This window comes from Trueperaceae bacterium (genome assembly GCA_019454765.1).
Taxonomy (GTDB): domain Bacteria; phylum Deinococcota; class Deinococci; order Deinococcales; family Trueperaceae; genus JAAYYF01.
The window spans coordinates 79,790-93,674 of record JACFNR010000004.1; the positions used below are offsets into that span (position 1 = coordinate 79,790).

The 13,885-nt window shown below is 68.6% G+C and carries 9 protein-coding genes and 2 riboswitches; of the genes, 5 read left to right on the forward strand and 4 right to left on the reverse strand.

Annotation, left to right across the window (positions count from 1 at the left end):
* The first annotated feature begins 243 nt into the window (after positions 1-243).
* Together H3C53_02480 and H3C53_02485 are read left to right on the forward strand one after the other, a co-directional pair.
* Positions 244-1,791, forward strand: coding sequence for a hypothetical protein (locus tag H3C53_02480; protein MBW7915543.1), 1,548 nt, complete (start codon positions 244-246; stop codon positions 1,789-1,791).
* A gap of 2 nt (positions 1,792-1,793) precedes the next feature.
* Positions 1,794-2,792 (forward strand): polysaccharide deacetylase family protein, encoded by a 999-nt coding sequence (locus tag H3C53_02485; GenBank protein MBW7915544.1) that lies wholly within the window; start codon positions 1,794-1,796, stop codon positions 2,790-2,792.
* Here the strand turns inward: H3C53_02485 and H3C53_02490 are convergent.
* Together H3C53_02490 and H3C53_02495 are read right to left on the reverse strand one after the other, a co-directional pair.
* Positions 2,776-3,906, reverse strand: coding sequence for a glycosyltransferase (locus tag H3C53_02490; protein MBW7915545.1), 1,131 nt, complete (start codon positions 3,904-3,906; stop codon positions 2,776-2,778). The two genes, H3C53_02485 and H3C53_02490, sit on opposite strands and share 17 nt — an antisense overlap.
* A 65-nt stretch (positions 3,907-3,971) precedes the next feature.
* Positions 3,972-5,126, reverse strand: coding sequence for a glycosyltransferase (locus tag H3C53_02495; GenBank protein ID MBW7915546.1), 1,155 nt, complete (start codon positions 5,124-5,126; stop codon positions 3,972-3,974).
* Positions 5,127-5,334: 208 nt separating this feature from the next.
* On the opposite strand from H3C53_02495, the gene H3C53_02500 reads away from it, so the two are divergent.
* Entirely contained in the window at positions 5,335-6,771 is a 1,437-nt protein-coding gene (locus tag H3C53_02500) for an oligosaccharide flippase family protein (protein MBW7915547.1), read from the forward strand.
* Here the strand turns inward: H3C53_02500 and H3C53_02505 are convergent.
* Positions 6,730-8,106 carry an O-antigen ligase family protein gene (locus tag H3C53_02505; GenBank protein MBW7915548.1) on the reverse strand — a complete coding sequence of 459 codons (1,377 nt, stop codon included), beginning with the start codon at positions 8,104-8,106 and terminating at the stop codon, positions 6,730-6,732. The two genes, H3C53_02500 and H3C53_02505, sit on opposite strands and share 42 nt — an antisense overlap.
* A 90-nt stretch (positions 8,107-8,196) precedes the next feature.
* Between H3C53_02505 and H3C53_02510 the strand changes: the two genes are divergently transcribed.
* Positions 8,197-9,357: a glycosyltransferase gene (locus H3C53_02510; protein MBW7915549.1), complete on the forward strand. Its 1,161-nt coding sequence runs from the start codon at positions 8,197-8,199 to the stop codon at positions 9,355-9,357.
* 24 nt (positions 9,358-9,381) lie between these two features.
* Here H3C53_02510 and asnB read toward each other — a convergent pair whose 3' ends face one another.
* Positions 9,382-11,319: an asparagine synthase (glutamine-hydrolyzing) gene (gene asnB / locus H3C53_02515; protein MBW7915550.1), complete on the reverse strand. Its 1,938-nt coding sequence runs from the start codon at positions 11,317-11,319 to the stop codon at positions 9,382-9,384.
* 138 nt (positions 11,320-11,457) lie between these two features.
* A riboswitch (cyclic di-GMP riboswitch) is annotated at positions 11,458-11,541 on the forward strand.
* 46 nt (positions 11,542-11,587) lie between these two features.
* Positions 11,588-11,673, forward strand: a riboswitch (cyclic di-GMP riboswitch).
* A gap of 116 nt (positions 11,674-11,789) precedes the next feature.
* Between asnB and H3C53_02520 the strand changes: the two genes are divergently transcribed.
* A complete protein-coding gene (locus tag H3C53_02520) occupies positions 11,790-13,724 on the forward strand; it encodes a right-handed parallel beta-helix repeat-containing protein (GenBank protein ID MBW7915551.1) in 1,935 nt (644 codons plus the stop codon).
* The last annotated feature ends 161 nt before the right edge of the window (positions 13,725-13,885 follow it).

Below are 13,885 nucleotides of genomic sequence, written 5' to 3' on the forward strand. Positions count from 1 at the left end.
CGGGTTGCTCCGAACGCCCGCGGCGGGGGGGGGGGGGGGGCCCCGGCCCGCCGGGGGGGCGCCCCCACGACTGGTAGGGCGCTAGCGTGGAGGTCGTGCCGCCGGCGCCGGGTCACCCGGCCCGCGCCCTGCTAACCTAGGGCACGAGATGACGTGGGAAACCGAGAGGGAGCTAAGCCCTTGAGCATGTTGCCGGCCGAACCGCCGATGGCGCAGACCAGGACAGTCCGACTTCCGGAGGTGATGCGAGCCCTACGACGCGGCGCCCCGCTGGCGCTGCTTGCCGCGCTGATCGCGGGGATCGTCGCGTTCGTCGTGACCGAGCGGATGGCGCCGGTCTACGAGGCGTCGGCCGGCCTCCTCGCCTCACAACCGCCGTCGTCCTTCGGCAACGTCGACCTGATCCGGCCGCCGGTCGTCGATCCGCGCGTCTACCAGCGAGTGCTCCTGGACAGTACCCTCATGCACGACGCGCTACTGCGCCTCGATGGCGTGGACCGCGGTCCGGCCGCCATGAAAGCGTTCCAGCGGCGTGTACGCGTGTCGGTCGAGAACCAAGACATCTCGAGCGTGATCCATATATCCGTACGCGACTCCGATCCCGAGCGTGCGGCAGCGTACGCCAACGCCATCTCCGCCGCCCTCATAGACTGGGATCGCGACCGCGCTCGGGACATGGTGGCCAACAGCATCGCAGCGATCGAGCGCTCCATCAGCGACATCGACGCCGAGATCGCCGCCGCCGTGAGTGCCGGCGATGCCGGCGAGGCGCAACGGCTCCAGGCGCTTGGGGCCACCCTCCGCGAGCAGCGGGTACGGGAGTTGGAGTCTGCGCGTGCGCGGAGTGCCTCCGCGGTGGTCGTGGGGTTGCTCGAGAACCTCAGCGTGGCGCAGCCACCCGCCGGAGCGATCGGGCCACGCCTAGTGTTCAACGTCTTCGTGGCCCTCGTGCTTGGCCTGCTGTTCGGTTACGCGATCCAGTTCGCGCGCTGGTCGCTCAACCATAGCTTGACCAGCCGCGAGCAACTGGCCGACCTGACCGGCCAGCCGGTGCTCGCCGTGTTCCCGCGCACCCGGCGCGGTAGCCACCGCCTCGCCGCCGACGCCGTCGGGTTCTTCCGCGCGAACCTCTTGCGTTCCGTGCGCGGCGAGCGCCCGGTCGTGTTCGGCATCACTAGTCCCGACAGCTACCTAGAGAAGACGGGCGTCGCTGCGTCACTCGCCGAAGGCCTCGCGCGCAGTGGCCTCCGCACGCTGCTGATCGACGCCGACCTCCGCCAACAGGGACCCGGCTTCGGGATCGACCTGGGTCGTTCGCAGACCCCGTCGTTCGACGCCTACCTGCAGAACCCCAACTTGGAGATGCAGCCCGTGACGGTGGTCAGCGACGCGCGGGCGTCGTTCGACATCCTCCCGGCCCGCGTTCCGGCCCGTCAGCCGAGCGAGCTCATCGCCTTCGGTTTCGACGCGCTCATCGCCAACCTGCGCCAACGATACGACGCCATCGTCGTGGACCTGCCGCCCATGCTCGCCTACGCGGACGCCTTGGCGGCCGCGCCGGCCTGCACGGGAGTCGTCCTGGCGGTCGCCGTGGGCGGCAACGGGAGGCACGTGGCCGACGCCGTCGAGTTGCTCGATGCCAACCGCATCCACCTCCTGGGCGCCGTTCTGACCGGCAACGGGAACACGCGGCGCGCTCGGGTTGCGACCGCGAGCGGGCGCCCGCCCGGCCAGACGCCCCCACCCGACCCGCAACCGCGCGGGGCACGCGCCCGCGTGAAACAGCGCTGACCGTGAGCATAGCGGGGGCGCGCGGCGGCCTCGTCGTGTCCCTCGACTTCGAACTGGCGTGGGGTGTGTTCGACACGCTGGGCGTTGACGGCGATTATCGAGCCAACCTGTACGGCGCGCGAGAGGCCGTGCCGCGCATACTGGACCTGTTCGAGGAACACGGTGTGGCAGCGACCTGGGCCACGGTAGGTTTCCTGTTCGCGGAATCGCGAGATGAACTGCTGTCCTTCGCTCCCGACGAGCGCCCGAGCTACGTCGACAGGCGTCTGGATCCGTACCTGGAGCAGTTGGGCGAGGGCGAGGCCGACGACCCTTTGCGATACGCCCCGTCGTTGATCGCGGAGATCGCGAGTCGGCCACGCCAGGAGATCGCCAGCCACACCTTCTCGCACTTCTACTGCCTAGAGGCCGGACAGACGCTCGAGGAGTTCGACGCCGACCTGGCGGCCGCCCGCCGGATAGCGGCGGCGCGCGGACACGAGGTCACCTCGCTCGTGTTCCCGCGCAACCAGATCCGCGCCGACTACCTGCCTGCACTCGTGCGGAACGGCTTCACCGCCTACCGGGGAGCCGAACCCAACTGGTTCAACCGGCCCCGCGCCGGCGCCTCCGGATCGCTCCCGGTGAGGGCCGTGCGGCTGGCCGACGTCTTCCTCGACCTGACCGGCCCCGGCGCCGTTCCTTGGAACGAGGTGGCGCAGCCAGGCGGGCTCGCGAACGTCCGCTCGAGCCGTTTCCTGCGACCCAGGGTGAACCGTCCGTACCTTGAAGCGTTGCGTTGGAGGCGCGTCGCAGCCGGCATGACCACGGCCGCCGCGCGGGGCGCCCTCTTCCACCTCTGGTGGCACCCGCACAACTTCGGCGCGAACCTGGAGGGGAACCTGACAGCGCTCCGGGGGCATCTCGAGCTGTACGCGAGGTTGCGGGAACAGTACGGCTTCGGGAACTACTCGATGGCGGAGGTCGCGCGACTCGCGCCCCCCGTCACCGCCGCACAGTAGCCCTCTGCTCCAACAACTCGGCGTAAAGCGTGTCGTGCATGGCCAGCACGTTCGAGATGTCGAACGCACGCATGGCGAGGCGACCGTTGCGGCCCATGGCGTGCGCTGCTTCGGGTTTGCTCACCACCGCTCGCATGGCGTTCGCGATCGCGACCGTATCACCAACGCCGTGCAGGTACCCCGTCTCAGGCGTCACGAGCTCGCTGACACCGCGGATGTGGCTCGCTATCACGGGGCGCTCCAGGCTGGCGGCCTCCATCAGGGAGCGAGGCAGCCCTTCGCGCTCGGACGGCAGCAGCACCGCGGACGACGCGGCTATCAGGGTGGGGATGTCGTCACGGTACCCGAGCAGCCTCACCCGCTCGCCTACTCCCAGGCGCCGCGCCTGCTCCTCGACCTCCGACATGAGGGGTCCAACGCCGGCGAGGGCGAGCACCGCATCGGGCATCCCGCTGGCGGCCAAAGCCGCCACGGCGTCGCGGTGGCGTTTCCCGGGGTTGAACTCGGCGATCATGGTGAATAGCGGCTGTCCCCGTGACAGACCCAAGGCGGTTCTGAGGGCCGTCACCTGCTCCTCGCTCACCGCGTCCGGGGCGTACCTGGCAGTGTCCACCCCGATGCCGGGCATGTAGACCAGGCCGCCCCGTCGCGCGAGTGGGAACGAGCGCGCTGCGGCGAGATCCTCCCGGTTGATGACGATGAGGCGGTCGGTCCAGTCGCTCGCCAGCCGTTCGAGGGTCCGCATCACTACCGCCTGCGTGCGTGGCGCGCCTCGGAAGAAGTGGAAGCCGTGCGCCGTGTACACCACTTTCACTTCTCCCCGTGCGCGCCGGGAGCGCAGCGCGAAGCGGGTCACGAAGGCCGCCACCGGGTCGTGGGCGTGCACGATGTCGTACGCACCGGCGGCGACCACCTGGCGCACCATGCCGGGTACCGCCGTCAGGTTCACCGGGTCGGTGGGCCTACGCGTCCACGCCACGTCGTGAACGGCGTCGAAGGCGGCTATGCACCTCTCCACCCCGCTCACGCCGTTGCTCAACGCCTCGACGCGCCAGCCTCGGTCACGGTAATGCTTCGCGTAGGGGAGGAGGAAGGCAGTCAGCGTAGAGGGCACGCTGGTAGCGATGAGAAGGCGTGGGCGCTGACCGGCACCGCGTACGGTGGTTCCGTCGCTTGACACTACGCCCGTCCCTTACGCGCCAGTAGCTCGCGGTAGAGGGCCTCCCAACGGTCCGCGACCGCGCCCAGCCCGAACGTCGTCTCGACGTGACGACGTAGCTCGGCGCCGAAGCGGGCCAACTCCGGGAGCTCGAGCGACATCAGGCGCTGCATGGCCGCGCCGAGGGCGGCCGAATCGTGAGGCGGGACCACGTAACCGCTGGCGCCGTCCGACACCACCTCGTCGTTGCCGCCGACGTCTGTGACGACGGCGGGGAGACGCGCGGCTCCCGCTTCGAGCAGGACCATCGGCATCCCCTCCCAGGCGGAAGACATGAGGTAGGCGTCCGCGGCGGCCATGAGGTCGGGCACGTCGGCCCTATCGCCCAGGAACGTCACGGTCGCGGCCAACCCCGCGGCCTCCACCTGCTGCTCGAGGCGACTGCGCTGGTCGCCGGAACCAGCGACCAACACGGCTAAGCGCCGTCTCGCGCAGCCAGCATCCTCGACCAGGTGCTTCACGGCGGCCACCATGTTCGGGTAGTCCTTCTGCTCCTCGAGACGGCCCACGGCTAGCCACAGGAACGTGTCGGGGTCGATGCCCAGTTCCCGTCGTTTCGCTTCGCGTCTACCCGGACGCGGATCGAACCGCGCGACGTCGAGCCCGTTGGCCATGTAGCGGATGCGCCCCCTTGGCGCCGCTCCCGACGCGACGTAGCGCTCCACGCACTCGTGGCAGACGTTGGTGGTCAGGTCGCACAGCGGGTCGGTAAGCCGGTAGGCGATCTCCCGCCACCGAGCCCCTTCGGTGAGGTTGTGAGCGGTCGAGATCTGGACAGGCATAGGCGCCAGGAGCCGCGTGAGGCGCGCCAGCAGGTTGGCGTGGACCATATGACTATGCACCACGTCAGGCCGCTCCGCTCGTACCAGGCGTGCCAAGCGCACCAGCGCACGGGGGTCGCCCACGCCGCGCCGCATCGCCAGGCTGTGGAGCGGTATGCCCAGGGTCCGGAGCTCGTCTTCGAACGCCTCCGGGTCGCGCATGGTGACCATCGACACTTCGTGGCCGCGGCGCTTGGCCTCTGCCGCCAAGAGGAACACTTGGCCCTCCGCCCCGCCGAGCATGAGCGAGGTGGTGACGAACTGAATCCGCAGGGGCCGAGCGTTGGCTGCCATCTATACCTCATCTCGCCTCGGCGCAGCGCCCGGAACCGCTGACGGCGACGTTGGGCAGTCTAGCATCGCCCTCGTCCGGCGGAATCGTCCGCGGACCGCGCGCCTACCGCGGTAGTTCCGCTGGCCCAGGCGTCGGCATCGGCGCCGCCGACGTAGAATACTGCGCGCCCCACATGCGGGGCGGCCCCTGGAGCGTGCGCAGACCACCATGAACCCGAAGCTCAAGCGGACCGTCCAGTACCTGCTCACGGTCGTCTTCGGTCAGGGCCTGGCGTTCCTGTTACTCCCCGTGGTCACCCGGTTCCTGGACCCGGTCGAGTACGGCGAGTACGCGCTCGCCCTCTCCATCTCGGGGCTGGTCGGCATGTTCGGCTCGGGGTGGGTGCGCAACGTCGGTCTGAGGCTCTACTACGACGCCGGCGGCCGCGGCACGACGCGGGGTTTCTACCTTGGCACCACCTTGGCCCAGGCGGTCATGGCGTCCGCGCTCTATGCCGTCGTCGTACTGGCGCTGCAGTGGAGCGGATTCATGGTCGTGAGCCTCGATGTGCTGCTCGCCGCAGGGATCATGCTCATCATCGGCGATCAGTACGGCTACGCAGTCACGCTCCTGAGAGCAGAAGAGCGCAGCACGGCGTTCACGGTGGCGGAGATCGGCTCCGGGTTGGTGCGGTTCGGCGCCACCCTCGGCGGCTTGTACGCCGGCTTCGTGGAGGCCGAACTCCTCTTCGCCGCCATGGCCGTCGCCTACCTCGTGGGCGCGGCGTTCGCGGTGCCCGTACTGTGGCGGCGGCTCACCGGACCTATCCGCATCGATCGCGTCGGCGTCGGCGAGACCTTGAGGGCGGGGCCTGCGGCCCTACCGTTCTCGGTGGCCGCCTGGCTCGACAACCTTGCTAGCCGACTCATCTTGGAAGGGTTCCTCGGGACGGCCGTGGTCGGCGTGTTCAGCGTTGGCTACTCAATCGGCGAACGCCTGGTGGGTAGCCTGACCCAGGCCGTGTTCATGATGGCTTGGCCGAGCGTGTTGAACGCCTGGCGGGAAGGCGGCGTGGCGCCGGCTCGTGAGGCCCTTCGCGACGCGCAGCGCATCTACGCCTTCCTCACGGTGGGGCCGGTCTTGTTCCTGATCGTGTCGAGCGCCGACGTCACGCGGCTGTTGGCCGGCCCGGAGTACCGCGACGCGAGCTCCGTGATACCGCTCGTAGCCGGGGCGATGTGGCTCCGCGGGCTCTCGTCCTACCTGAACCGCCACTTGGAGCTCGATAAACGCTTCGCGCGCCTCTCCACCGTGGCGCTGGTCGGTGCGGTCGTCAACGTAGGCCTGAGCCTCGCGCTCGTCAAGGACTTCGGGATGGTAGGGGTGGCGACGGCGACAGTGGTGAGTAACGCCAGTACCTGCGCCTTCTACTTCCTTACCCGCGATAGGCGGCTGACCGCGCTGCGCTTCGAGGCCTTCGCGGCAGCCGCCGCTCTGGCTGCCGCCGCTTGGGGCGCCTCCCGCTTGACCGCCGCGGTCGTGAGACCCGGCCACCTGGCCGAGGGCGACCTCCGGATGCTCGTCTTCGTGGTGGTGTACGCGCTGGGTGTCGCCCTAGTGCTCCTAGGTGGGCGCCTTCTGGCCGCGCGACGCCGCAGCGCCTGATTGGGGACCGGTGCGCGGCGTCGCAGCGTTCGGGGCCCAAGTGCCGATGGCGAGGACGAACGCCAACGCGGTCCAGTAGAGGAACCCGTCGGGAGCGGTGGAGGTCACGTCGGCGCCGAGGAGGAAGAACGCCAGGCCGTACATCACCAACCCCAAGGTGCCCCGCACGCGCCACGAGACCACGATGGGCGCCAGGTGCAACGCTAGGAACAACGCGAGGCCGACGATGCCGAACTCGTAGAGCACCTCCAGGTAGGCGTTGTGTGTCGACGTGAGCGTGCCGAAGCCGCGCTCCACCACGTCCTCGCTGCTTTCGAAACCGTTGCCGAGCGCCAGCTCCATCAGGTTACCGTCGCGGTAACCGTCGTACACGACTTGCCAGATCGGGGTGCGGCTCCCACCCGATTCCACGCGTTCGCTAGTGAACCGCTGAACGAGGCCCTCGCCGCCCGGAAGCAGCATCCCCGCCCCCGAAACCGCCAACAGGGCCAGCACCGGAAGGAGGCGGCGCCAATCCTGGAGTCCGATCCTCACGATGAGGGCCACGAGCGCCAAGCCGGCCGCAATAGCCATGCCGCGAGACGCCAACAACAGCAGCGCGTAGGCTGCGCCGCCTGTCAGCACGAGCAGCCCGACACCTAGCCACCTGCGTCCGGGCGCCCCGAGAGTCCGCAGTGTCGCTGCCACCATCACCACGAAGCCGAGCCCAACGTAGAACGCCACCACGTTCTCGTTCACGCTCACGTCGCCGCGGTAGGCGAAGCCTCCCTGGACTGCGCTGATCACCACCCACGTCGCCAGGGCGAGCGAGGTGAACCCCGCAGCTGCAGCCACGACGACGAGGCCGCCCCGCGACCGGAACTGAAGGAAGACGGCAGCCCCGATGAGGTAGGCGAGCACCCGCTGGATCACGTTGAAGCCGATCGGTTGCATGAAACCCACGAACGACGCCGCGACGACGAGCAGGAATCCGACGAGGAGCCAGAAGAACGAGTTGCGTGCCCGGATGCCCGACCCCACCACCGCGGCCACGATGCTCACCAGGAACGCGGCGTAGAACGGGTAGAAGAAGCCCGTGATGCTCAAGCCGCTGACGATCGTCTCGTACACGCAGAAGGCGAGCCAGTAGAGGCCGACGATGATCTCGGACTTGTAGGCGCTACGTAAGAAGAGGAGCGTCACGGCGACGACGACCGCGGTGCCCAGCGCCACCTCGGCGGAGAACGCGGCAAGGACCCCGACGGCTACGGCGCCGACTACCAGCCACACGATCAGGCCCACATCCCGGCGGCGCACCGGGACCGCGTCGGAGGAGGGGAGCCTGGCGGTCGACACCGGAGGTACTCTACTCCGCGTGCCCGGCGGCCGCGCGCCGACCAACTGGGGCGGGCCGTGGTGTGCCGTGGGCGCGTATCCTGTGAGTCGATGCATTCACCCGTTCGGCCGGAAGGCGGCTCGCGCGCGCCCAAGGTGCTCTTCATCATGGCAAGCTACGCCGTCGGGGGCACGGAGTTGCAGCTGGCGTCGTTGATAGCCGATCGGCCACCGTGGGCCGCCGACTACCGACTCGAGACGATCACGTTCTTGCCCCCGCGCTCGCCGGAGGTGGTCCGCCGCTTCTCCGACCTAGGCGTGAGGAACACGTTGATAGACCGTGAGGAGACGTCGTTTCCTCGCTTCTTCACCCGCCTCCTTAGGGAAGTGCGACGTTCTCGCCCCGACGTTCTACACGCAATGCTCGACTCCTCGACGGGCGCGTGGGGGCGGTTGGCGGGGGTGATGGCGCGGGTACCGGCCATCGTCCAATCGGACCGGTCCGTGGTCGAGGAGGGGACGGGCGTCCACCTGCGCCTGCGCCCCTTCCTCGACCGCCACACCCAACGGTTCCTCCCCAATGCCCACGCCATCGCCGAACGCTTGAAGAGGAAAGGGGTCCCAGCCGAGCGCATCACCGTCGTGCCGTCCGGCGTCGACCTAGGGCGGTTCGACCCCGTCAGGATCCTCCCGAGGGGCGAGTTCAGGAAGCGGGCGGAGGAGACGGTGGCGGGTTTCGTCGGGCGTTTCCACGGCGTGAAGCGCCTCGACCTGCTCCTGGAGTCGCTCATGCTGCTCCCCGAGGCACAGCGCCCTGACCGGTTGGTGCTCGCGGGCGACGGACCCGAGGCGGACGCGGTTCGCTCCAGGGTCGCCGAAGACGCTTGGCTGAGTGAGCACGTCGTACTGGTCGGTACGTGCGACGACGTGCCCGCCTTCCTCGCGGACGTCGACTACCTCGTGTTGTCATCGGAGGTGGAAGGCGCGCCCAACGCCGTCATCGAGGCCATGGCGATGGGCAAGCCGGTGGTGGCTACCAAGGTCTCGGACGTGCCGGCGATCGTGGACGGGGCGGGGTTCCTTGCCGAACCTGGCAGCGCGCCGTCGTTGGCGGCCGCCATCGGCGCCATGCAGCGCCTTGGCCCCGAGGCCCGAGGCAGGCTCGGCGCAGTGGGGCGCGAGCGCGTCGAACAGGGGTACGACATGCGCGTTGTGGCGGAACGCTTCTGGGATGCCCACCGCAAGCTCCTGCCGGCGCCGGATCGGGCCTAGCGGCTGCCGTTACCGGCCGGCGCGTCACCCACGGCGCGCGCGGTCCCATTCCTGATACATGAGCACGGGCCAAAGGCGGTGCTGCCAGTCGGCACGCCCGGCTAGATGCTGCTGCCAGAGTTCGCGGATCGGCGCCGCTCTGAACGGGCCCCGCCGCTCCAGCGCGTCGGTCGCCAACAGGTCCTCCGCCCAGGTACGGAGCGGGCCTCGCAACCACTGGTGGATGGGAACGCCGAACCCCTGCTTTGGCCGGTCGACCAGGTACGGCGGCACATGTCGGTGGAGGACTCGCTTCAGCAGCCACTTGGCCTCACCGTCTCGCACCTTGAAGCGGTGGGGCAGCGACCACGCAAACTCCACGATGCGGTGATCGAGCAGCGGAACGCGAGTCTCGAGGGAGTGAGCCATCGCAGCTCGATCCACCTTGACGAGCACGTCGTCGGGTAGGTAGCTCAGCGTGTCGAACCCCATCATCCGCTCGGTCGGCTGGGCGCGCGGGAACGGCGTCGAGGCCGCGTAGGCGGTACCGGACACGGCGGTTGTCTTGAGAACCGAGGCGGGGTCGGGCCAGTTCGAGACGCGCACGTCGTAGAGGGCGTCGACCTGATCGGCAGCGAACGCCGTGCGGAAGCCGCGTACCCGGTCGGAGAACAGGTGAGGGAAGTCGCCCACCGAGTACCGCATCATGCCGCGCTGAATGAGTGCGTCCGGCACGGCCGAGAGGAGCAGGCTGCCGGCGCGTCTCCCTAGTGGCGGCAAGGACGCCACGCGCGACCACAGCCGGCTCGTGCGTCGGTAGCGTCCGTAGCCGGCGAAGAGTTCGTCGCCGCCGTCACCGGACAGCGCCACCGTGACCTCGCGCCTGGCCAACCCGGCCAGTAGCCAGGTCGGGATGGCGGACGCATCGCCGAACGGCTCGTCGTAGATGGTGGGGAGGCGTGGGATGACCTCGAGCGCTTCGGCGGGCGTGACCAGGAGTTCAGAGTGGTGGGTGCCCAGGTGGTGTGCAACGTCGCGGGCCGCTCGAGACTCGTCGAATGCGGCCTCGCTGAACCCGATGGTGAACGTCCGGACGGGGCTACCGCCGACGCGCTGCATCAGGGCGACGACCGCGCTCGAGTCGATCCCCCCCGACAGGAAGGCGCCCAGCGGTACGTCCGACATCAACTGGCCCCGGATGGCGGTCTCCATCAGCCGTTCCAACTCGGAGACGGCCTCGTCGTCGCTACCCAAGAACGGCCGCTCTGCTCCGCGCTCCGCCACGGCCGCCAGCGACCAGTACGCGTCCGGCACGAGGTCCACCTGCCGCTGCGCCGGCGCCAAGGTGAGGGTAGTGCCGGGTAGTAGCTTCCTTATGCCGTCGTAGATGGAGAGTGGCGCCGGCACGTAACCGTACTTCAAGTAGGCCGCAAGCGCCGGATCGTCCACGCGGCCCTGGAAGTCAGGATGGGCTGCCAGTGCCTTGAGTTCCGAACCGAAGAGGAACGTGGAGCCCTGCCAACCGTAGTAGAGGGGCTTCTCGCCCAAGCGGTCGCGGGCCAGAGTCAGCCTCCTCGCCTCGCGATCCCAAACGGCCGCAGCGAACATCCCCGTGGAGCGGGCGAACGTCGCCGCTATCCCGAACGCTTCGAAGCCGGCGAGCAGCGACTCCGTGTCGGAGCGGCCCCGCCATGCCGGCGCGGGCCTCACCGCGGCCCTAAGGGCATCGTGGTCGTAGATCTCACCGTTGAACACCATGACGTAACGTCCGCTGGCCGACGCCATTGGCTGGCGACCTGCCTCGGACAACTCCACGACCGCCAGGCGGCGGTGCCCTAGGACCACGCCGTGGTCTACGTCGATCCAATGGCCGCTGTCGTCGGGGCCGCGGTGCGCGAGCTTCGCGGCCATTTGACAGATGGTCGCCTCTGCCTTGCCGGAATCGAAGCCCTGCGTCTCGACGTAGCCGGTGATGCCGCACATTTCAACTACGGAGAGTACAACGCTCGCCCGCGAGTTGGCGGACATCGGCCTCTGAGAGAAGCGCCACATGAGACGGGCGTCATAAGCTCCTCTCACCAACCCGTACTACCGTGATCGTCACGGGCGGTCGAAGAGGGCCCCCTACTCGAGGCTGAGATGCGTGCGCCGCAACGTGGGCGCTTGGCGTACGCGGAGCCAGTAGCGCAACCGGTCGAGTGCTTGCAAGCTACCGACAAGTGTTGAAGCACCCACATGCGTGGACGCCGAATAGGTGTCCGGAGGCGATGAGCCGTGGATCCCAACTTGGGCATCAAGGGACGCGGGGAGCCAGTGATGCAACCGACCGGATGATGTGAAGGCAGGTTGCATCCAAACCAAGGGAGTTGGTTCGGATGCGAACGACGAGCAACGCGAGGCAGGACGCCGTTCGAGCGTCCACTCGTTCGGCGAAGAACGTTTTCAAGGGGTTCATGGTCGCCGCAGGCCTCATGATCCTCGCGTCTTGCAGCCAGATGACGCCGGCGCCGCAGACGCCGAGCGACCCGCCCGCAGAACCGCCCAAAGAGGCGAGTTGGGAATGGAGCCCGGTCGGTTACGACGCGAACACGCTCGCGCCGTCCGCCACGAGCGCGGACTTCCAGGTCCGAGGCTCGGGGACCGACATCTGGGACGAGCGCGACGAGTTCTTCTTCGTCTACACGCGCCTCGAGGGGGACGGGTTCATCTCGGTGCGCGTGAAGGACTTCCGTGCCGTTGATCCGTGGGCCAAAGCGGGCGTGATGCTGCGGGAGAGCCTTGACCCCTCGGCCCCGAACGTCCTCCTGCATATCAGCAACCAGAACGGCTCCGTGCTGCAGGCACGTATGACGCGTGGTGCCAGCACCGTGAACAGCGCCGGGCACGACACCACCATGACCCCGGGGGGCTGGGTACGGCTGACGAGGGCGGGCGATACCGTCATCGGTGAGCTGTCGCGCGACGGGGTGACGTGGAGCGAACTCGGTCGGTACGAGCTTCCCTTCGGTGACGACGTCCTGATCGGTGTCGCGGTGACGGCCCACGCCCGCGGCGAGATCGCCACCGCCACGTTCGGTGACCTCGAGCATGGCGTCGGACGCCCAACCGACGGCCCGGGCGATGACCCGGGCGCACCGGAGCCGGTGCCTACCCCGGACCCGAGCCCCACCCCGACACCCACGCCGCCGACGCCAACGCCGTCGCGCCCGGCGCCCGGTGGGGGTTACGACCTGCCGCCAGCCACCCTATACGTGGCTCCCAACGGCAACGACGCCAACTCGGGTCGAAGCTCCTCGGCGCCGCTTCGCACGATCACTCAGGCGGCGGCGTTGGTTAGGCCGGGAGACGTGGTGTACATGCGCGGCGGCACCTACCCGATCAACGTCCACTTCAAGACCTCCGGCACCGCCGCCCAACCGATCGTCTGGGCCTCGTACCCGGGTGAGACGGCGGTGCTGGACGGTTCCGACCGTGCCCGAGGCTCCAGCCAGGATCGCGTGTGGGTGGACGCCGTCTCGTTCAATCACTTCGTGAACTTCGAGGTTCGCAACAGCCCGCAGCAGGGGATCTTCGTACGCGACTCCAACGACAACCTGTTCCACGGCATCGTCACGCATGGCAACAACGGTAGTGGGATCCAGAACTACAGCGGGAACCGCAACCGCTACGAGTACATAGTCACCTACGACAACTTCGATACCGTGAACGGCAACGGCAAGGTCGGGGAGGACGCGGACGGACTCGGCATCTCGGCCGGCGATTCCAACGTCATCAGCCACGTGATCAGCTACTTCAACTCCGATGACGGCATCGACGCCTGGCGTTCCACTAACACGCTCATCGAGCACTCGATCAGCTTCGACAACGGGCGCGGCGCCAACGGCAACGGTAACGGCTTCAAGCTGGGGGGCAACGGCGAGGCCAACTACACGGTGGCGCGGTTCAACATCGCCTTCGCGAACAAGGCGACCGGCTTCAGTCAGAACAGCGGCCGATTCATCACGCTCTACAACAACACCGCGTTCGGAAACTCGGGGTCCTCGTTCGACGTGGGGAGCACCGTCACCCTCCGCAACAACCTCTCCATCAACGGTAGGGTCAACTTGGTGAGCGGTGCGGATTCCCGGTCCAACAGTTGGGAACTCGGCATCGGCGACGCGCGTTTCAAGAGCACGGACCGCGCCAGCCCCGACTTCTTGGCGCTGTCCGCAGGTAGCCCTGCCATCGAAGCCGGCGTCGACGTTGGCCTTCCGTATGCAGGCGGCGCGCCGGACCTCGGGGCGCTGCAGTACGGCGCGACGATCGCGGACCTACTCGACTCGACCAACCCGCTCGCCGAGCTCGTGAGGGCGGCTCTCGGCGGCCCCGTCTTGGCCGCAGCGAGGTAGACAGGCGCGGCAGCCGGGCGAAGGGCCCTTAGGATCCAAGACAGCTTCCGTCGCGCCGGCTACGCCCCGTGGGGGGGGTTACCGCGCGACGGGATAAAGGGCGCGGGGGGCCGGCAAAAAACGGAGACCGCGGCGCGGCCAGGAGGGACACGGGGGGGGGC

Coding starts and splice junctions, on each gene's coding strand:
- H3C53_02495 (MBW7915546.1), bottom strand. CDS start 5,126: ATGGCAGCCAACGCTCGGCCCCTGCGGATTCAGTTCGTCACCACCTCG.
- asnB (MBW7915550.1), bottom strand. CDS start 11,319: ATGTGCGGCATCACCGGCTACGTCGAGACGCAGGGCTTCGATTCCGGC.
- H3C53_02480 (MBW7915543.1), top strand. CDS start 244: ATGCGAGCCCTACGACGCGGCGCCCCGCTGGCGCTGCTTGCCGCGCTG.
- H3C53_02520 (MBW7915551.1), top strand. CDS start 11,790: ATGGTCGCCGCAGGCCTCATGATCCTCGCGTCTTGCAGCCAGATGACG.
- H3C53_02500 (MBW7915547.1), top strand. CDS start 5,335: ATGAACCCGAAGCTCAAGCGGACCGTCCAGTACCTGCTCACGGTCGTC.
- H3C53_02510 (MBW7915549.1), top strand. CDS start 8,197: ATGCATTCACCCGTTCGGCCGGAAGGCGGCTCGCGCGCGCCCAAGGTG.